The organism is Dietzia sp. SL131 (genome assembly GCF_026672565.1).
In the GTDB taxonomy this organism is placed as follows: Bacteria; Actinomycetota; Actinomycetes; order Mycobacteriales; family Mycobacteriaceae; genus Dietzia; species Dietzia kunjamensis.
The window spans coordinates 3,130,680-3,148,712 of the sequence record NZ_JAPPRI010000003.1 but is presented as its reverse complement, the minus strand read 5'-3'; the positions used below and the strand labels follow the sequence as shown (position 1 = coordinate 3,148,712).

General features: G+C 70.9%; 17 protein-coding genes. 4 read left to right on the top strand and 13 right to left on the bottom strand.

All coding sequences use genetic code 11. The features are described 5' to 3' along the window. Positions 1-24 precede the first annotated feature (24 nt). Positions 25-669: a TetR/AcrR family transcriptional regulator gene (locus OVA21_RS15750; RefSeq protein ID WP_268092811.1), complete on the bottom strand. Its 645-nt coding sequence runs from the start codon at positions 667-669 to the stop codon at positions 25-27. 58 nt (positions 670-727) lie between these two features. Continuing rightward, positions 728-2,212 (bottom strand): fatty acid desaturase, encoded by a 1,485-nt coding sequence (locus tag OVA21_RS19270; protein WP_067716525.1) that lies wholly within the window; start codon positions 2,210-2,212, stop codon positions 728-730. Between the two features lie 240 nt (positions 2,213-2,452). On the opposite strand from OVA21_RS19270, the gene OVA21_RS15735 reads away from it, so the two are divergent. Continuing rightward, complete coding sequence (locus OVA21_RS15735) at positions 2,453-4,318, top strand: ABC transporter ATP-binding protein (RefSeq protein WP_442778961.1); 1,866 nt, start codon at positions 2,453-2,455, stop codon at positions 4,316-4,318. A 193-nt stretch (positions 4,319-4,511) separates the two neighbouring features. On the opposite strand, the gene OVA21_RS15730 is transcribed toward OVA21_RS15735, so the two are convergent. Genes OVA21_RS15730 through OVA21_RS15715 form a run of 4 tightly spaced genes read right to left on the bottom strand, consistent with a single transcriptional unit; the run spans position 4,512 to position 8,112 of the window. Continuing rightward, positions 4,512-5,441 (bottom strand): SDR family oxidoreductase, encoded by a 930-nt coding sequence (locus tag OVA21_RS15730; RefSeq protein ID WP_067716521.1) that lies wholly within the window; start codon positions 5,439-5,441, stop codon positions 4,512-4,514. A gap of 53 nt (positions 5,442-5,494) precedes the next feature. Next, positions 5,495-6,817, bottom strand: coding sequence for a TrpB-like pyridoxal phosphate-dependent enzyme (locus OVA21_RS15725; protein WP_096906446.1), 1,323 nt, complete (start codon positions 6,815-6,817; stop codon positions 5,495-5,497). 39 nt (positions 6,818-6,856) lie between these two features. After that, positions 6,857-7,369, bottom strand: a complete 513-nt coding sequence (locus OVA21_RS15720) for a GNAT family N-acetyltransferase (RefSeq protein ID WP_227022418.1) — start codon at positions 7,367-7,369, stop codon at positions 6,857-6,859. Next, positions 7,366-8,112 carry a hypothetical protein gene (locus tag OVA21_RS15715; protein ID WP_096907413.1) on the bottom strand — a complete coding sequence of 249 codons (747 nt, stop codon included), beginning with the start codon at positions 8,110-8,112 and terminating at the stop codon, positions 7,366-7,368. Before OVA21_RS15715 ends, OVA21_RS15720 begins: the two co-directional genes overlap by 4 nt. A 71-nt stretch (positions 8,113-8,183) precedes the next feature. Here OVA21_RS15715 and OVA21_RS15710 point away from each other — a divergent pair, with 71 nt between their 5' ends. Then, complete coding sequence (locus tag OVA21_RS15710; RefSeq protein WP_167457879.1) at positions 8,184-8,714, top strand: peptidylprolyl isomerase; 531 nt, start codon at positions 8,184-8,186, stop codon at positions 8,712-8,714. A 107-nt stretch (positions 8,715-8,821) separates the two neighbouring features. After that, positions 8,822-9,556 carry a rhomboid family intramembrane serine protease gene (locus OVA21_RS15705; RefSeq protein ID WP_268092810.1) on the top strand — a complete coding sequence of 245 codons (735 nt, stop codon included), beginning with the start codon at positions 8,822-8,824 and terminating at the stop codon, positions 9,554-9,556. A gap of 82 nt (positions 9,557-9,638) precedes the next feature. Here OVA21_RS15705 and OVA21_RS15700 read toward each other — a convergent pair whose 3' ends face one another. Next, positions 9,639-10,106 carry a PH domain-containing protein gene (locus OVA21_RS15700; protein ID WP_268092809.1) on the bottom strand — a complete coding sequence of 156 codons (468 nt, stop codon included), beginning with the start codon at positions 10,104-10,106 and terminating at the stop codon, positions 9,639-9,641. 218 nt (positions 10,107-10,324) lie between these two features. After that, positions 10,325-10,591 carry a cell division protein CrgA gene (gene crgA, locus OVA21_RS15695; RefSeq protein WP_067716511.1) on the bottom strand — a complete coding sequence of 89 codons (267 nt, stop codon included), beginning with the start codon at positions 10,589-10,591 and terminating at the stop codon, positions 10,325-10,327. An 88-nt stretch (positions 10,592-10,679) separates the two neighbouring features. Here crgA and OVA21_RS15690 point away from each other — a divergent pair, with 88 nt between their 5' ends. Next, entirely contained in the window at positions 10,680-11,360 is a 681-nt protein-coding gene (locus OVA21_RS15690; protein ID WP_154830884.1) for an aminodeoxychorismate/anthranilate synthase component II, read from the top strand. A 21-nt stretch (positions 11,361-11,381) separates the two neighbouring features. On the opposite strand, the gene pknB is transcribed toward OVA21_RS15690, so the two are convergent. The 5 genes from pknB to OVA21_RS15665 are packed head-to-tail and all read right to left on the bottom strand — an operon-like array spanning position 11,382 to position 18,030. After that, positions 11,382-13,451 carry a Stk1 family PASTA domain-containing Ser/Thr kinase gene (pknB, locus tag OVA21_RS15685; protein WP_268092808.1) on the bottom strand — a complete coding sequence of 690 codons (2,070 nt, stop codon included), beginning with the start codon at positions 13,449-13,451 and terminating at the stop codon, positions 11,382-11,384. Further along, on the bottom strand, positions 13,448-13,777 hold the full coding sequence (locus OVA21_RS15680; protein WP_268092807.1) for a hypothetical protein: 330 nt from the start codon (positions 13,775-13,777) through the stop codon (positions 13,448-13,450). The genes pknB and OVA21_RS15680 overlap by 4 nt, the downstream gene beginning before the upstream one ends. Continuing rightward, positions 13,774-15,072, bottom strand: a complete 1,299-nt coding sequence (locus OVA21_RS15675; RefSeq protein ID WP_268092806.1) for a serine/threonine-protein kinase — start codon at positions 15,070-15,072, stop codon at positions 13,774-13,776. Before OVA21_RS15675 ends, OVA21_RS15680 begins: the two co-directional genes overlap by 4 nt. Then, entirely contained in the window at positions 15,069-16,541 is a 1,473-nt protein-coding gene (locus OVA21_RS15670; protein ID WP_096906450.1) for a penicillin-binding transpeptidase domain-containing protein, read from the bottom strand. The genes OVA21_RS15675 and OVA21_RS15670 overlap by 4 nt, the downstream gene beginning before the upstream one ends. Positions 16,542-16,548: 7 nt before the next feature. Further along, a complete protein-coding gene (locus OVA21_RS15665; protein WP_163376748.1) occupies positions 16,549-18,030 on the bottom strand; it encodes an FtsW/RodA/SpoVE family cell cycle protein in 1,482 nt (493 codons plus the stop codon). Positions 18,031-18,033 lie beyond the last annotated feature (3 nt).

Here is an 18,033-nt window from a genome sequence, read left to right as displayed (position 1 = left end):
CCCCGGCCCCGCGGGGCCGGGGGCTCACCCCTGGACGTCGACCTGAATGACCTTCTGGAGGTACGGGGCGATGACCTCGGTGAGGCCCGACGCCAGCTGGTCGGGGTCGTTGGGCGGCAGTGAGATGAAGCTGATGCCGATCCGGGCGATGATCGACGCCGCGAGCCGTGCCTGGGCTTCCTCGATGCGCATCCAGCTGTCGGACAGGGCGGGGGTGAGCACCTCGGTGGCCCGTTCGATGAGCGGCCCGGCCTCGGTCGTGATGAGGCGCAGGAGGTCCGGTTTGATGACGCCGGTGAGCAGGGCGCGGACCAGCGGGTCGTTCCGGCTCGACAGGAGGAACCCGTTGATCCCCTCGTTCAGCGCGGTGTCGATCTGCCCCGGGTGGCGGATGATCGAGTCGCGGATCTCCCCGGCGAAGGTCTCCGACAGCTGGAGTGCGTACGCCTGGGCCAGTCCCTGACGGTTGCCGAAGGTGCTGTACAGGGTCTGCCGGCTGAGACCGGCGGCCTGGGCCACGTCGGACATGGTCACCGAGGACCAGTCGTGCGAGCCCAGCAGCTCGTGCATGGCCTCGAACACGGTGGAGCGCAGTGACCGACGCTCCCCGCGGGGGTCGCCGGGGGAGCGTCGGTCACTTGTGGGGCGGTGACGGGGCATGGTGTCCATTGTTCCTGATCCCGTGGGCCGGGCGGCGGAGGGCCGATCGGAGCCCCGCACGCGGGGGTCACTTCACGGGCAGGAAGTCCACCTTGTCGCGGACGCCGCAGTCCGAGCACCGCCAGCTGTCGGGGATGGCCGACCACGGGGTCCCGGCGGGGAAACCCTCGCGCGGCAGCCCGGCGGCCTCCGAGTAGTGGTTCCCGCAGTTGGGGCACACGTACTCACCGGTCGGTGAGGTCTGATCGGTCGCGATGTCGGTGTCCGCGACGATCTGCTCGGCGACCGCCGTCGACCCGGCGCCGTGCCGGGCGAGGATCCTCTCGCGCTTGGACGGCTGGATGTTGGCGCGGGTGATGTCGCCGTCGTAGTGGGCCAGGACGCGCTTGTCCATGACCTTGCGCCACAGCGGCGGCACGTAGGCCAGGACCATCATCGTGGCGTAGCCCGAGGGCAGCTGCGGGGCCTGCTCGAAGCTGCGCAGTACCTGGTAGCGACGCATGGGGTTGGCGTGGTGGTCGGAGTGACGCTGCAGGTGGTAGAGGAAGATGTTGGTCACCAGGTGGTCGGAGTTCCACGAGTGCTCCGGGCGGCAGCGCTGATAGCGGCCGGCGGAGGTCTTCTGGCGGAGCAGGCCGTAGTGCTCGAGGTAGTTGACGACCTCCAGCAGCGAGAAGCCGAAGACGGCCTGCACGATGAGCCACGGCGCGATCTCCCAGCCGAACACGGCGATGAGTCCGCCGAAGAGCACGACCGTCATGAGCCAGGCGTTGAGGTTGTCGTTGCGCAGGGTCCACGGGCTCTTGCCCAGCCGCCGGAGCCGCTCGGACTCCAGGTGCCAGGCCGACGTCAGCGACCCGAACACGCTGCGCGGGAGGAAGGCCCAGAACGACTCACCGAAGCGCGAGCTGGCCGGATCCTCCGGAGTGGCGACACGCGCGTGGTGTCCGCGGTTGTGCTCGATGAAGAAGTGTCCGTAGCCGGTGGTGGCCAGGGCGACCTTGGACAGCCACTTCTCGCTGCCGGCGATCTTGTGCCCGAGCTCGTGGGCGGTGTTGATCCCGATCCCGCCGGTGATCGCGACGGTCCAGGCGACGCCGATCGAGGCGGCGATCCCGAGTCCCCCGTCGTAGCCCAGCCACGACAGGTCGTCGGCGGACCAGAGGTAGGCGGCCGCGATGAGGGACGCGTACTGGAAGGGGATGTACAGGTACGTGCACCACCGGTAGAACGGGTCGGCCTCGAGCTTGTCCATGACCTCGTCGGGCGGGTTCTCACCGTCGGCGCCGACGGCGAGGTCCCCGAGGGGGATCGCGACGTAGACGAGGAAGGGGAGGAGGAACCAGGCGACGGTGGCCGCCACGCCCCAGCCGAGGGCGTTGAAGCCGGCGACGATCGGCATCGACACGAACAGACCCATCGCGGGGATGAGTCCGAGCAGCCACAGGTACCGCTTGGCGTCGGTCCACGCGTAGGGCTCGACGGCGGCGTCCGCCTCGTGGTGGGTGTGCGGTGCCCCGTCGGTGGGGCTGATGTACTCGGTGCTGGACATCGCAGACGACCTCCGGGTCAACAGGGTATGGCGTATGCCACTGTGTTGCCCCTGACATTAGACAAATTCCCCCGCCGTGTCTAGACATCACCCCAGATTTTGTCCAAAGACCGGATCGGGGCGACGACGACGAGGAACGCCACCGCGGTCGCGGGCCGGAATACGTGGGCCCCGTGCCGGGTTGTACCGAACGGTCGTCGGGGCCCCTCTCCGGCGCGGGAGGAGTACCGCTACGTGACGATGCAGCAGGCCGCCATGCGCACGCTGATGCGGGCCGAGAACAACAACATCGCGCTGGACCGCAGTGTGTTCACCCGCGAGAACTTCCGCAGGATCGGACAGTTCGCCCGCCCGCACACCCGGCGCATCGTCTTCTTCCTGGTGCTCTCCGTCTTCGGGGCCACCCTCGCCGTGGCGACACCGCTGCTCGCCGGCCGCGTGGTCACCGCGATCGTCGAGGCCTCGCCGGTCCGGGTCGTGATCGGCCTCGCGCTCGCCATCGCCGCGATCGGGATCATCGAGGCGATCGTCGCCGTCGTCACCCGGTTGTGGTCCGCACGGATCGGGGAGGGGCTCATCCTCGACCTGCGCCGCGCGGTGTTCGACCACGTCCAGACGATGCCGGTCGCCTTTTTCATGCGCACCCGCACCGGCGCGCTGGTCAGTCGCCTCAACAACGACGTGATGGGTGCCCAGCGGGCGTTCTCGGACACGCTGTCCGGGGTCGTGTCGAACCTGGTGCAGCTCGTACTCACGTTGGCCGTGATGGCCGGTATCAACTGGCAGCTCACCGTCCTGTCCGTCCTGCTGCTGCCGATCTTCCTGTTCCCGGCCCGCTACGTGGGCAAGCGGCTCGCGCGGCTCCGTCGGGAGGCCTCGGATCTCAACGCGTCGATGAACGACCAGATGACCGAGCGGTTCAACGCCGGCGGCGCGACCCTGGTCAAGCTCTTCGGACGCCCCGAGACGGAGTCGGCGGAGTTCTCCGCCCGCGCGGGCCGGGTCCGCGGCATCGGCGTCCGGACCGCGCTGCTCATGAGTGTGTTCATGAACTCGCTGACTCTGGTGTCCACGCTGGCGCTGGCGCTCGTCTACGGGCTCGGCGGGTGGTTCGCACTCAACGGCGCCCTCGACGCGGGGTCCGTCGTGGCCCTCGCGCTGCTCCTCACCCGCCTGTACGGCCCGTTGACCTCCCTGGCCAACGCGCCGATGGACGTCGTCACGGCCATCGTCAGCTTCGAGCGGGTCTTCGAGGTCCTCGACCTGGAACCGCTCATCTCCGACGCCCCCGACGCCGTCGCCATCCCGGAGGGCCCGGCGACCATCGAGTTCGACGACGTCACGTTCTCCTATCCCTCGGCGGACAAGGTCTCCCTCGCCTCGCTCGAGGAGGTCGCGGTCCTCGACACCCGCGGCGGCCAGGAGGTCCTGCACGGGATCTCCTTCCGCGCCGAACCGGGACAGATGATCGCCCTGGTCGGGTCGTCCGGCGCGGGCAAGTCCACGATCGCCTCCCTGCTGCCGCGGCTGTACGACGTCGACTCGGGTGCGGTGCGGGTGTCGGGACTCGACGTGCGTCGGGTCACCTCGTCGTCGCTGCGGCGCACGGTGGGCATGGTCACCCAGGACGGCCACCTCTTCCACGACACGATCCGCTCCAACCTCACCTTCGCGCGGCCGGAGGTCTCCGATGACCTCGTCTGGGACGCGCTGCGCCGGGCCCGGCTCGAGGATCTCGTGCGGTCGCTGCCGGACGGTCTCGACACCGTCATCGGCGATCGCGGCTACCGGCTGTCAGGAGGTGAGCGTCAGCGACTGACCATCGCGCGGCTGCTGATCGCCGCCCCGTCGGTGGTGGTGCTGGACGAGGCCACCAGTGCGTTGGACTCCACCAACGAGTCCGCCGTCCAGGAGGCGCTGAGCGAGGCGATGGCCGATCGCACGTCGTTGGTGATCGCCCACCGGTTGTCGACGGTGCGCGCCGCCGACACGATCCTCGTCCTCGAGGCCGGCCGGGTGGTGGAGTCGGGCACGCACGCCGAGCTCCTCGCCGCCGGCGGTCGCTACGCGGAGCTCTACGAGACGCAGTTCGCCGACCAGGAGTGACCCCCGCTCGCCCCGCCCGCGCGGCCCGCCCGCCACGCCCGCCCCGGCCCCGCCCAGCGCTCAACGAGAAGGGCGTTCCGCACATCCATACTCGGCGGATGTGTGCGGAACGCCCTTCTCGACGGCGGGGCTCCGGCCGGGGCTCCGGCGGGGGCTCCGGCGGGTGCCGGGGTGGCGGGGCGGCGGCCCTTCCTCAGCTCTCCAGGTGCAGGCCCAGCTCGCGGGCGGCGAGCGCGGCGTACTTGGAGGTCTGCTCGAAAGCCGACTCCAGGGGGTTGGCGTCGGTGACGTCCGCGATCTCGTTCCAGCGCTCCGCGACGACCTCGGGGGTGCGCGCGTCGTCGGGGAGGTAGACGCCCCGCGATTCGACCATCTGGGACACGGCGAAAACGCCGGCGCCGGCACCGAGGATGGTCTTGGTGGGGGCGTCCTCGCTGACCATGAACAGGGCGCCGGGGGCGATGGTCTCCGGGCCCATGATGTCGAGCACCCGCTGCGGCAGCAGATCCTCGGTCATCCGCGTGGCCGCGGTGGGGGCGATCGCGTTGACCTTGATGTTCTTCTTGGCGCCCTCGATCGCCAGGACGTTCATCAGACCGACGAGCCCCGACTTGGCGGCCCCGTAGTTGGCCTGGCCGAAGTTGCCGTAGATCCCGGAGGTGGAGGCGGTCATGAGGATGCGCCCGTAGCCCGCCTCGGCCATGTGCGGCCACACGGCCTTGGTGCAGTTGACCGAGCCCATGAGATGCACTTCGACGACCTTGCGGAAGTCGTCCATCTCCATCTTGGCGAACGACTTGTCACGCAGGATGCCGGCGTTGTTGATGAGCACGTCGATGCGGCCCCACTTGTCGATCACCGTCGACACGAGGGACGCGACGGCGGCCTCGTCGGTGATGTCGTTGCCGTCGACGATGGCCTCGCCACCGGCGGCCGTGATCTCGTCGACGACCTGCTGCGCCAGGGAGGGGGTGCCACCTTCGCCGTGGACGTCGCCGCCCAGGTCATTGACGACGACCTTGGCGCCACGCTCGGCCAGCGCGAGCGCGTAGGCGCGGCCGAGGCCGCCGCCGGCGCCGGTGATGATCGCGACGCGGTCGGTGAAGTCGATGGTCTTGGTCATAGGGGGGCTCCTGTGATCGAGGGTGTGGAACGGTCGGGGGGTCTTCGGAGGCGTCAGCCCATCTCACCGCGGACGAAGGACTCGTACGCGGGGAGGTCGAGGAAGCCGTGACCGGAGAGGCCGATCACGATCGACGGTCCGGTGCCTGCCTCACCGGTGTGCTCGCGGGCCTTGGCCATCGCACCTGCGAGGGCGTGCGTCGACTCGGGTGCGGGGACGATGCCCTCCGCCTTGGCGAACTCCACGCCCGCGGCGAACGCGGCGTTCTGCTCCACCGCCATGGAATCGAGCAGGCCCAGGTGCTTGACGTGGCTGACCAGTGGCGCCATGCCGTGGTAGCGCAGGCCACCGGAATGGATGGGGTCCGGGACGAAGTCCTGACCGAGGGTGTACATCTTCATCAGAGGGGTCAGGCCGGCGACGTCACCGTGGTCGTACCGGAACTCGCCCTCGGTCAGCGACGGGCACGCCGTGGGCTCGACGGCGATGATCTGCGTCCGGGCACCGGCGAGGTTCTCGCGGATGAACGGGAAAGCCAACCCGGCGAGGTTGGAGCCGCCACCGGCGCAGCCGTACACGTAGTCGGGGGCGTCCTCGCCGAATATGCCCAGCTGCTTGAGGGCCTCCTCGCCGATGACGGTCTGGTGCAGACACACGTGGTTGAGCACCGACCCCAGTGAGTAGCGGGCCTCGGGTTCGCCGGCGGCCACCTCGACGGCCTCGGAGACCGCCATGCCGAGCGAACCGGGGGTGTCCGGGTCCTTGGCCAGGAACGAGCGTCCCGCCTCGGTCAGGTCTGACGGGCTCGGGTGGACCGAGGCGCCGAAGGTCTCCATGAGCATCCGGCGGTACGGCTTGGACTCGAACGAGGCCTTGACCTGCCACACCTCCACCTCGATGCCGAAGGCCTGACCGGCGAACGCCAGAGAGGCGCCCCACTGGCCGGCGCCGGTCTCGGTGGTGAGCTTGGTGATGCCCTCGGCGGCGTTGTAGTAGGCCTGTGCGACCGCGGTGTTGGGCTTGTGCGAGCCGACCGGGCTGGTGCCCTCGTACTTGTAGTAGATCCGCGCCGACGTGCCGAGCGCCTTCTCCAGGCGGCGGGCACGGATCAGGGGCGACGGCCGCCACAATCGGTAGATCTCCTGCACCGCCTCGGGGATCTCGATGTAGCGCTCCGGCGTGACCTCCTGCTCGATGAGGGACATCGGGAACAGCGGGGCGAGGTCCTCGGGACCGAGCGGCTCCCTGGTTCCCGGGTGCAGGTGCGGTGCCATGGGCTCGGGGAGATCGGCCTGGATGTTGTACCAGTGCGTCGGCATCTCGCTCTCCGGGAGGAGAGCCTTGACCAGCGAGCCGGAGGGAGCGTCAGACGTCATGTGTGTCCTCGGGAGGGATCGAAGGGGGTGAGCCGGGTCTCATCCTAGGAGGTCGCGCCGCATGGGGAGATGGGGGATCCGCCCATCGAGATAGTCCGGCCCGCACCGCGCGAATCCGAACTGCTCGTACCACCTCTCCAGGTAGGCCTGGGCCCCGATCTCCACGGGCCGGTCCCGGCACAGCACGAGCCCCCGGCGGATCAGCCGCGCCGCGATGCCCCGACCCCGCCAGGCGGGTGTCGTGCAGACACGTCCGATGTGCATGACCCCGTCGCCCGCGTCCGATCCGAACACCCGCAGTGTCGCGACGACCGCGCCGTCGGGTGCACGGGCCAGCAGGTGAATCGTGCCGGGGTCGGCGTCGACGTCGTCGATCTCGGCGTACGGGCAGTCCTGTTCCGCGACGAAGACGTCCACGCGCAGTTTGTACAGCGCGTGGACGTCCAGGGGGCCCAGTCCGGGAAGGCTCGACGCGATGACCTCGAGTCCGGTGTCGTCGAGGGCGGTGTCGTCGGCCGTGGAGCCGTCGGGGATCGGGTCCCGGTCGATCACTTCTCGGTCGCGGTCCCGTCCGTGGAGGCCTCGCCGACCGGCTGGTCGTCCGAGGGCTGCGGTGCGGACCCGGCCGCCGGGCCGGGAACCGCGCTGCCCGCGGCGGGGGAGGTGTCGGCGGGCTGGTCCGAGGGCCCCTCGGGATCGGCGGACTCGATCGTCAGGTCCTCACCGGTCTCCGAACCTGCCGGGTCACCCGTCACGCCGGGGCCGGTCGTGGCCGCGGGCGCCGAGCCGGTCTTCTGGTCGCGCCCCTCGGCGGCCGCCTCGGCCGGGGTGGGGGTCCGCGGCGGGGCGGGGGTCGGGGTGGGCGCGGACGGCGAGGTGGGCGAGCCCTGGCCGCGAAGGAAATAGGCCGTGGCGCCCGCGACGGCGGCGCCGCCGGCGAGGCCCACGATCCACAGCGGCGCGAAGCGGCGCAGCGGGTTGCGCTTCTGGGGCGGCGTGGCCAGAGCCGACGTCTGCTCGCGCAGCGCGGAGGCGTGCTGCCGCGCGTCCGCGGCGAGATCGCCCAGGAGTTCGGCCTGCTCGGCGCGACGATCCCGGATCACCTGGATGCCGCGGCTGGCACCGAAGAGGGCCAGGCCGACCGGTCCACGGGTGGCGGCGACTGCTGCCTCGCCCAGGAAGCGGGGGTCCTTGAGGTCGAACGCCTTCCGGGCGGCGGTGCCGGCCTTGTCCAGGTCCTTTTGCGCCTGCTTGACGGCCTTACGCTCGTCGGCGCGATCGCTTCGTTTGCTCATGGGTAGATGGTGGCACAGCGGCCCGACACCGACCACCACCTCGCCGACATCGGTCCCTGCGGCGTGGCAGGATGGGTGGCGTGAGCATCGCAACGCAGAAGGCAACCATCCACACCAACCGTGGTGACATCGTCATCGAGCTGTACGGCAACCACGCCCCGGAGACGGTCTCGAACTTCGTCGGTCTCGCCGACGGCTCCAAGGACTACTCCCAGGCCAACGCCAAGGGTGAGAAGAGCGGACCGTTCTACGACGGCTCGATCTTCCACCGCGTCATCTCCGGGTTCATGATCCAGGGCGGCGACCCCACCGGCACCGGCCGGGGCGGACCGGGCTACCAGTTCAAGGACGAGTTCCACCCGGAGCTGCAGTTCTCCGAGCCCTACCTGCTGGCCATGGCCAACGCCGGCCCGGGCACCAACGGTTCGCAGTTCTTCATCACCGTCGGCGCCACGCCGCACCTGAACAACCGCCACACGATCTTCGGCAAGGTCGCCGACGAGGAGTCACGCAAGGTCGTGGACGCCATCGCGACCACCAAGACCGGTGCGATGGACCGGCCGACCGACGACGTCGTCATCGAGTCGATCGAGATCTCCTGACCGAGCGGTCCCGGTCTATCCGCAGCGCGGCAGGGCCGGCACGCGGCAGGGACAGGGCGGGGACGGGACACCGCACGAACGAGACGCAGCACGGATAACCGGGAGACATGAGCACCCAGACCCGACGCGGTGGCGCGGTCGCGAGATTCTTCCGCCTCCAGCCGGTCACGGCGTGGATCATCACCGCCAACCTGGCCGTCTACGCCGCCACCGTCGTGCAGGCGCGCAGCTTCCTGACCAACAACGCGTCGCCGTTGTTCGAGGCCACGGCGCTCTTCCCGCCGCTGGTGGCGGCCCGGGACGAGTGGTGGCGTCTGCTCACCTCGGCGTTCCAGCACTTCGGCCCGATGCACCTGCTGCTCAACATGTACATGTTGTGGATCCTCGGACTGGGGATCGAGCGCAGCATCGGGCACGTCCGCTTCCTCGCCCTCTACCTGGGCTCGGCGCTGGGCGGGTCGGTGGCCGTGATGTTCTACGGCCAGGGCGCCCTCACGGCCGGCGCCTCCGGGGCGATCTTCGGCCTGATGGGCGCGTACGCGATCGTGGCGATGTCGATGCGCCTCGACGTCAGGGGGATCGGGGTGTTGCTCGTCCTCAACGTCGGCGTGAGCTTCCTCGTGCCCGGCATCTCGCTCGCGGCCCATCTGGGCGGGCTCGCGGCCGGCGCCGTCGCCGCGTTCGCCCTGGTGGTGGTGCCACGCCGGATGCCGCGGCGTGTGGGTCGCACGGGTCGCGAGGTCGTCTCGTGGGTCGGCTTCCTCGTCGTGGTCGGGTCGGTCGGTGCCGCCGGGTGGTTCGCGGCCGACGCCATGACGTTCGGGTTCCTCGTCACCCGCTGATCCCCACCGGCGTCCGACCCCCACGTCGGCTGACCCCCACGTCGTCTGACCCCCGCGTCGGCCGCCGGGAGCGGTCTGACCCTCACCGGCCGTCGCCGACCGCCCCGAATCCCAGACGGTGCAGCGCGCCGACCACGTCCCGTGGATCCGTCCCCAGATCGAGCCGGGTGAACACGTCCAGTCGTTCGCGACCCCGCTCGTCCGTGTACTCGAGTCGCAGCAGGTGCTGCCGCGCCCCCCATCGGGAGACCCCCAGCGGGCGCACCTCCACCACCTCGGACCGCGGGACGAAGTCCACGCGGCGGAGCCTCTTGATCGCCAACTGCCCGTCCACCACCTCGAGTCGGGGCCGCCGGACCAGGTGGGACACACCCGACAGGGTGAGGAACAGCGCCGCCGGGCCGGTGAGCAGTAGTGCGAGCGGGTCCTGCCGCTGCAGGCCGATCACCACCAGGGCCACCCCGAGCAGGATCTGCACGCCCGGCCACAGGGCCCCGGGTGACCACGACGCCGCCCGCGGCCCGGCTCCCGACACGGCGTCACCACTCATGCCGCACATCCTCCCCTATCCACAGGCGCTATCCACACTGTGGATGAATAACACGGGTGGAGTTCGACTGCCGTTCGAGTCGACGCGGTCCCGACCTGCGGCGTCGTCGGCATCGTCAGCACACAGGCGTTATCCCCAGTGTGGAGGAAGTTCTCCACAGCGTGTGAGGGGTGTGGAACAGGCGGAACGTGCCCGGGGAGAGCGGCCGGGCGGGCCGGCTAGCGCCAGTTCATGGTCATGAGGAGTCCCACGACCGCGAGGCCGAAACCGATCGCAAAGTTCTGCCACGTCTCGAGAGAGGCCATGAACGGGATCCGCTCACCGGCGATGTAATACGTCACCAGCCAGAGCAGGCCCAGGATCATCAGCGCAAGCATGAGCACCAGGTACCACCGCGCGGTCGGGGTCCCCTTGACCTTGACGGGGGTGCGGCTGACGGCCGCGTCGGTGTACTCGGTCTTGGACCGGACCTTTGACTTGGGCATGGAGTCCTCGAACTGGTGGGGGATGTCGGGGCCACTCTACCAAGCCCGCCCCCGACGCTCACCCGTGCGACGGCAGTACGCTGCGTCTATGCGCATCCTCGTCGTCGACAACTACGACAGCTTCGTCTACAACCTCGTCCAGTACCTGGGCCAGTTGGGCGCGGAGTGCGACGTGTGGCGGAACGACGACCCCAGGCTCGCCGGCCCGGACGGCCGCTATGACGTGGCCGGGCTGGAGAGCGTGGTCAGCGGGTACGACGGAGTCCTGCTCAGCCCGGGTCCCGGAACGCCGGACAGGGCGGGGGCCACGATCCCGCTGATCGGGGTCTGTGGACGCGCGGGCGTCCCGGTGCTGGGAGTGTGCCTGGGCCACCAGGCGATCGGGGAGGCCTTCGGCGCGACGGTCGACCGGGCCGCCGAGCTCATGCACGGCAAGACCAGCCAGGTCACGCACGACGACTCGGGAGTCCTCGCCGGTATCCCCAGCCCGTTCACGGCGACGCGCTACCACTCGTTGACGGTCCTGCCGGAGACGATCCCGCACGAACTGGTTCCCACCGCGTGGACCGGCTCGGGTCTGGTCATGGCGATGCGTCACCGCGAGATGCCCGTTCACGGGGTGCAGTTCCACCCCGAATCGGTGATGAGCGACGGGGGGCACCGGATGCTCGCCAACTGGCTGGGGATGTGCGGCGAACGGCCCTCGGAGACGCTGGTCGTGCGGCTGGAATCCGAGCTCGACCGGACCCGCGGCGCCGCCCTGGCCTGACCGGCCGGTCAGCTCGCCCGGTCAGCCCGGGCCGGGCACCAGCCCGAACCGGATCACCCGGACGACGACCTGGTCGTTGACGCCGGCCTCGCCCACGGGCGGCTGCTGCGACCAGATCTGGCCCACCCGGCTGAGGTCGGGGTCGTTCTGCGGGAGCTCCACCAGCTGCCCGCGGTCGCCACGCCAGCCGGCCCGCTCGAGCTTGCCGAGGGCCTCCTCCACGGTGTCGCCGACGAGGTTGGGCATCACGAACCGGTTCCCGGCGGAGACCTGGAGTGTGATGGTCGCGCCCTTGAGCTGGGTCTGACCCGCGGCCGTGGACTGGCCCACGACCTGGCCCTCGGGCGCGGTGCCGTCGACCCGCTGGGTGTCCACGCGGAAGCCGGCCGCCTCGAGGGTCGCGCGAGCGGGGTCGGCGGACTGCCCCACGACATCGGGCACGGCGAGCTGTTCGGGGCCGGAGCCCACCGTCAGCCGGACCGGCCGGTCGGAGGGCACCTGCGCACCCGGTCCGGGCTCGGTGTCGACGACCTTGTCCTGGTCCTCGGGTGTCGACGGCCGGGCCTCGTTCTCCGGGACCACCTGGAACCCGGCCTCCTCGAGGGTGAGCCGGGCATCGGCGGGGGACATCCCCATCACGTTGGGCACCGAGAGGATGGGCTTGCCGGTCGAGACCACGAGGCTGATCTCGGAGCCCACCGCGAGACGCTTGCCGGCGATGGGGTCGGACGAGATCACGTGACCCTCGGGGATCTGGGGGTGCGGCGCCGGGGTCTGCACGGGTTCGAGCCCGATCGAGGTGAGTTCCTCGACCACCTCGGCGACCGGCCGCTGGGCGACCTCGGGGACGGTGACCTCCTGCTGCTGCGCGACACCGCCGCGGTCGCCCGAGGTCGCCAGGATCGACACCGTCGCGATCCCTCCCAGCACCAGCAGGGCGGCGAGCGCGATGGCCACCCCGCGTGGCCCGCGACGAGCGTCGTCGGGTCGGGCGTCGCGGCGTCGGGCGTCTCCGCGATGGGAGGCGGGACGCGCGGCACCGGCACCGGCACCGGCTGCGCCAGCAGGAGCACCCGCGCCGGCGGCACGACCGGCCAGCTCCGGCAGGTCGTGTGCCTCGGTGGGCGCATCACCGGGTGACCAGCGGGACGCGCCGGTTCCGTATCCCGCGCCGGTGAACCCGTGGGGGGCGTCGGGGCGCTGGTCGTCGTCGAGCTCGTCGTCGGTCAGCACCAGGGGCGCCGCCGGGCGGCCGCCGGTGAGCACCGTGAGCAGGTCGGTGCGCATCTCCCCCGCGGAGGTGTACCTGTTCTCGGGGTTCTTGGCCATCGCCTGCATGACCACCGCGTCGACGTAGCGGCTCACCTCCGGGTTGACCGCCGACGGCGGCGCGGGGGATTCGCGGACGTGCTGATAGGCCACCGCCACGGGGGACTCGCCGGTGAACGGAGGTGCACCGGTGACCATCTCGTAGAGCACGCACCCCGCGGAGTACAGATCGGAACGGGCGTCCACGGTCTCGCCGCGCGCCTGCTCGGGGCTGAGGTACTGGGCGGTGCCGAGGACCGACGAGGTGTTGGTGAGGGTCGATCCGGCGTCGCTGAGGGCGCGCGCGATGCCGAAGTCCATGACCTTGACCGCGCCGTCGCGCGAGATCATGATGTTCGCCGGCTTGACGTCGCGGTGGACGATGCCCTTCTTGTGGGAGAAGTCCAGCGCACCGCAGACATCGGCCATCACGCCGAGGGCACGCTCGACCTCCATGGGGCCGTCCATTCTGACGATGTCGCGGAGGGTGTCGCCCTCGACCACCTCCATCACGATGTAGGGCAGCGAACCGTCGGCGGTGTGCTCCTCCCCCTGGTCGTAGATCGCCACGATCGACGGATGGTTCAGCGACGCCGAGTTCTGGGCCTCCCGACGGAAGCGCTGGTAGAAGGTCTCGTCGCGGGCCAGTTCCGGGCGCATGATCTTGACGGCCACGTCCCGGCCGAGGACCGTGTCGCGCCCGCGACGGACCTCGGACATGCCGCCGTATCCGAGGGGCTCACCGATCTCGTAGCGCCCGGCCAGGACGGATGGTGTGGTCATCCGTCGACACCTGCCCACCGGGCGGGAACGGGCACGGCGTCACCGGCCGCGCCCCGGGCCTGGCCCTGCGCCTGGTCCTGTCCTCGGCCCTGTCCCTGCCCCTCGTCCTGGCCCTGCGCCTCGTCCTGACCTTGCCCCTGGCCCCCACCGGGCTGCCCCTCGGGCGGGATCAGCGAGCTGAACTCCGAGGTGAGGGAGTCCAGCATGTCCTGCAGGTCGGGGGCCGGCGGAACCGCGGTCGGTGACGGCGCGGGTTCGGGGGTCGGCGTCGGGGTCGGCGGCGGCTCGGGTGCCGGGGCTGGTGCCTGCGTGGTGGTGGTCGTCACCGGGGCGGTGGACGGCGGCGTCGTGGAAGTGGTCCGGCCGAAGATCCCGCCCGGGCCGAAGACCCCGGCGTTGGACAGGGCGATGACGGCCGCGACCGCCAGCGCCGCCACCAGGACGAACACCACGAGGAACCAGCCCACGCAGCCGGAGCCGCCGCGGCGGGGGGCCGTGAGGTGACCGGTGGGGCGGGCTGACGCCGGGTCGCGGCGGGCGCCGGCTGGGGCCGGGACGGGTGCGCCGGTCGTGCCGGCCGCGGCCCGTCGGTGCGCGGCTGTCCGGCGGTGCCCGGGTGGGTGCGGGTGTACGCGCGCGTCGGGTCGGGCGAACCCCCGGCCCGGTACACGCCGCCCGGGTCCTCATCGGGCAGGACCGTGGTCGCGGCGGTGGCGCCGGCGGCCGCTGCGGCAGCCCCCGCCGCGGCGCCGGCGGCGAGGAACGCGCCTGGGAGACGGGGATCGCGACCGGCCCGGAGGTCGGCGATCGCCTCGGCGAAGGCCTCGCCGTCCGGGTAGCGCCGGCCGGGGTCCTTGGCCATGGCCTCGGCGAGGACGCGTCGGACCGGTCCGGGCACCGAGTCCGGGAGCGGCGGCGGGGTGTCGCGGACGTGCATCATCGCCACGGAGACCGGCGAGTCGGCGACGAACGGCCGTCGACCGGCCAGGCACTCGTAACCCACCACGCCGAGCGAGTACACGTCCCCGGCCGGGGACGTCTCGTTACCCATGGCCTGCTCGGGCGCGATGTACTGGGCGGTGCCCACGACCATCCCGGTCTGCGTGACGGCGGACGCGCCCATGGACTTGGCGATCCCGAAGTCGGTGAGCTTCACCTGCCCGGCGGGCGTGATGAGGATGTTGCCCGGCTTGACGTCGCGGTGGACCAGGCCGATGGCGTGGGCGGCGTTGAGGGCGCGGCCGGTCTGCTCGAGCATGTCGAGGGTGTGCCGCATCGGCAGCGTGCCCTCGCGGGCCAGGACGTCCGATAGCGGCTCGCCCACCACGAGTTCCATGACCAGGTAGGACAGCGGGTTCCCGGAGGCGGGGTCGTCGATCTGCCCGTAGTCGTAGACGGTGGCGATCCCGGGGTGGGAGATCCTCGCGGTGACCTTGGCCTCGGACCGGAAGCGCTCGACGAACTCGGGGTCGGAGGAGTACTCGGCCTTGAGCACCTTCACGGCGACGTGGCGGTCGAGGACGCCGTCGTCGGCCTCCCACACCTGCCCCATACCGCCGGTGGCGATGAGTCGCAGGAGGCGATAGCGGCCGGACAGGACCGCGCCGGAGTTCAGACTCACGGCGTCCCTCCCAGCAGCGCGCCCAGGACCTCGCGACCGATGGGTGCGGCGTAGGTGGACCCGACGGTGCTGCGATCGACCCCGGGCCCGGACTCAATCGCCACGGCCACCGCCACGTCACGGCCGGGGACGAACGCGATGTACCAGGTGTAGGGGATGGACTCGGAGGAGTCCACGCCGTGCTCGGCGGTGCCGGTCTTGGAGGCCACGGTGACCCCGGGCAAGCCGCCCCCGGCGCCCTGTTCGGCGGCGACCATCATCTCGGTGAGGGTGCCGGCCTGCTCGTCGGTGAGGGCGCGGGCGGCGTCGCGGGGCGTGAAGCCCTGGACGACGGAGAGATCGGGCGCCGTCAGGGTCTTGATGAGTTGCGGTTCCATGCGGACCCCGCCGTTGGAGACGGTCGCGGCCACCATGGCGTTCTGCAGGGTCGTCATCCGGACGTCGCTTTGCCCGATGGAACTCATGGCCAGCTGGGCGTCGTCCTCCATCTGCCCCAGGCCCGACGGTGCGACCGGGATGCCGAAATCGTCCGGGGCGGTGCCGTCGACGCCGAACTTCTCCGCCATCTCGGTGAAGGCCTCCGCGCCGATCTCCTGGCTCAGCTCGACGAAGGGCACGTTGCAGGACCTCTCGAGGGCCGTGCGCAGGGTGACGGTGCTGCCGCCACAGGTCTGGCCGGCGTAGTTCTCCAGGTAGGTGGACGTGCCCGGCAGCAGGGTGCGGTCGGCGCCGGAGACGGGGGTCTCGGGCCCCATGCCCTGCTCGAGCGCGGCGGCGGTGGTGATGACCTTCATCGTGGAGCCGGGCGGGAGGGACTGCTGGGTGGCGTGGTTGAGCAGCGGCCGGTCCGGGCTCTGCTCGATGCGCGCCATCTCCTGCGCGCGGACCTCCGGGTCCAGGCTGGACAGGGCGCCCGGGTCGAAGGACGGGCTGGAGGCCAGTGCGAGCACCTCACCGGTGGAGGGGCGGACGGCGGCGACGGAGCCCACGAACGGCCCCTGGCCCGCGCCGCGCCGCAGGGCCTCGTAGGCGACCTCCTGGCCCGTGGGGTCCAGGGTGAGCTCCACCGAGCCGCCCTGCGGGGTGCGGCCCGAGATCAGACCGGTGATCCGTTGGGACAGCAGTCTCGGGTCGGAGCCGTTGAGGAAGGCGTCCTGGGTCTGCTCGACCCCGGCGGTGGCGAACTGCAGCGAGTAGTAGCCGACGGTGGGGCCGAAGACGACAGGGTCGGTGGGGTAGGTGCGCTGGAACTCGAAGCGTCCTTCCGACGGCAGGGACATGGCCAGCACCCGTCCGCCGGCGGTGATCTGGCCGCGCTGGCGGGAGTACTCGTCGAGGAGCATCCGGGTGTTGCGGGGGTCGGCCCGGAGCTCGTCGGCGCGGAAGACCTGGACCCAGGTCAGTTGCAACAGCAGTGCCACCACCATGACCATGGCGGCGATCGCGACCCGTCGGATGGCGGTGTTCACGCGGCGCTCACCCGTTCCTCCGGCCCGGCGCGCGCAGCTTGGGCGCCCGCATCATGCCGGTGGCGGCCTCGGCCAGCGCCGGTGCCTGGCGTGGGGTGGGCAGCGGCCGGCGCGCGTCGTGGGACAGGCGCAGCAGGATGGCGACCAGTGCGTAGTTCGCCAACAGGCTGGAGCCCCCGTATGCCATGAACGGCAGGGTCAGGCCGGTGAGGGGGATGAGGGTGGAGACGCCGCCGACCACGACGAACATCTGGATGGCCATGGTGGACGCCAGGCCCACGGCGACGAGCTTGCCGAAGCTGTCGCGGATGGTCAGCCCCACCCGGATGCCGCGGAGGATGAGGATCGCGTAGACCATCAGCACCGCGGCGAGGCCGATCAGGCCCAGTTCCTCGCCGATGGTGGAGGTGATGAAGTCGGTGTTCGCGAACGGCACCTGGTCGGGTCGCCCGTTGCCGAGACCGGTGCCGCCCATGCCGCCGGAGGCGAGGCCGAACAGGGCCTGCGAACTCTGGTAGCCGCCGGTGTCGAAGAACGCGAAGGGGTCCTGCCAGATCTGGAACCGCACACGCACGTGCCCGAACAGGGCGTAGGCCAGCACGCCGCCCACGGCGACGAGGACCACGCCGATGAGCAGCCAGCTCACCCGCTCGGTGGCCACGTACAGCAGCGTGAGCACGGTGGCGAACAGCAGGAGCGCCATGCCGAGGTCGGTGTTGAACACCAGCACGCCCAGGGACAGGAACCAGGCCACGATGATCGGCCCGAGGTCGCGGGCGCGCGGCAGGTCCACGCCCAGCACGCGCTTGCCGGCGGTGGTGAACAGCTCGCGCTTCTCCACCAGGATCGAGGCGAAGAAGATGATGAGCAGGATCTTGGCGAACTCGCCCGGCTGGATGGTGAACCCGGGCAGGATGATCCAGTTCTTGGCGCCGTTGATCTCGGAGAACCGGGAGGGGAGCACCGCCGGGATCGCCAGCAGTGCGAGGCCGGCGAACCCCATCGTGTAGCCGTACCGGGCCAGGACGCGGTGGTCGCGCAGGAAGTACAGCACGACCGCCATCACGGCCAGGCCGAGGAACGTCCACAGCAGCTGCCGGGTGACGTCCATCCCCGGCGGGTCGTTGCCGCTCGCCGCGGCGTTGGCCGCGTACGACAGGTCGAGCCGGTAGATGAGCACCAGCCCCAGCCCGTTGAGCAGCGCGACGCCCGGTAGCAACACCGGATCGGCGTAGGGCGCGAGCCAGCGGATGAGCAGGTGGGCGCCGCCGGCGAGGCCGAGGAACGCCAGGGTGATCCACAGCAGCGCCAGGGACAGTTCCTGCTCCTGGGCGAGTTGGACCAGCAGCAGCGAGAACCCGACGATCACCGCGGCGGCGACGAGCAGGACCAGTTCCTTGCCCCGGCGCGGGCTGTCGGGCACCGCCCGGCCGCGGGGATCGGATGCGGGTGAGGCCGACGATGGTGAGGCAGATGCGGGAGAGGACATGGG

Excerpts from the sequence above, each read along its gene's own strand:
- OVA21_RS15700 (WP_268092809.1), bottom strand. The coding sequence starts at position 10,106 with ATGAGTGGTGACGCCGTGTCGGGAGCCGGGCCGCGGGCGGCGTCGTGG.
- pknB (WP_268092808.1), bottom strand. The coding sequence starts at position 13,451 with ATGACCACACCATCCGTCCTGGCCGGGCGCTACGAGATCGGTGAGCCC.
- OVA21_RS15705 (WP_268092810.1), top strand. The coding sequence starts at position 8,822 with ATGAGCACCCAGACCCGACGCGGTGGCGCGGTCGCGAGATTCTTCCGC.
- OVA21_RS15750 (WP_268092811.1), bottom strand. The coding sequence starts at position 669 with ATGGACACCATGCCCCGTCACCGCCCCACAAGTGACCGACGCTCCCCC.
- crgA (WP_067716511.1), bottom strand. The coding sequence starts at position 10,591 with ATGCCCAAGTCAAAGGTCCGGTCCAAGACCGAGTACACCGACGCGGCC.
- OVA21_RS15665 (WP_163376748.1), bottom strand. The coding sequence starts at position 18,030 with ATGTCCTCTCCCGCATCTGCCTCACCATCGTCGGCCTCACCCGCATCC.
- OVA21_RS15690 (WP_154830884.1), top strand. The coding sequence starts at position 10,680 with ATGCGCATCCTCGTCGTCGACAACTACGACAGCTTCGTCTACAACCTC.
- OVA21_RS15725 (WP_096906446.1), bottom strand. The coding sequence starts at position 6,817 with ATGACGTCTGACGCTCCCTCCGGCTCGCTGGTCAAGGCTCTCCTCCCG.
- OVA21_RS19270 (WP_067716525.1), bottom strand. The coding sequence starts at position 2,212 with ATGTCCAGCACCGAGTACATCAGCCCCACCGACGGGGCACCGCACACC.
- OVA21_RS15730 (WP_067716521.1), bottom strand. The coding sequence starts at position 5,441 with ATGACCAAGACCATCGACTTCACCGACCGCGTCGCGATCATCACCGGC.
- OVA21_RS15735 (WP_442778961.1), top strand. The coding sequence starts at position 2,453 with ATGCAGCAGGCCGCCATGCGCACGCTGATGCGGGCCGAGAACAACAAC.
- OVA21_RS15715 (WP_096907413.1), bottom strand. The coding sequence starts at position 8,112 with ATGAGCAAACGAAGCGATCGCGCCGACGAGCGTAAGGCCGTCAAGCAG.
- OVA21_RS15710 (WP_167457879.1), top strand. The coding sequence starts at position 8,184 with ATGGGTGGCGTGAGCATCGCAACGCAGAAGGCAACCATCCACACCAAC.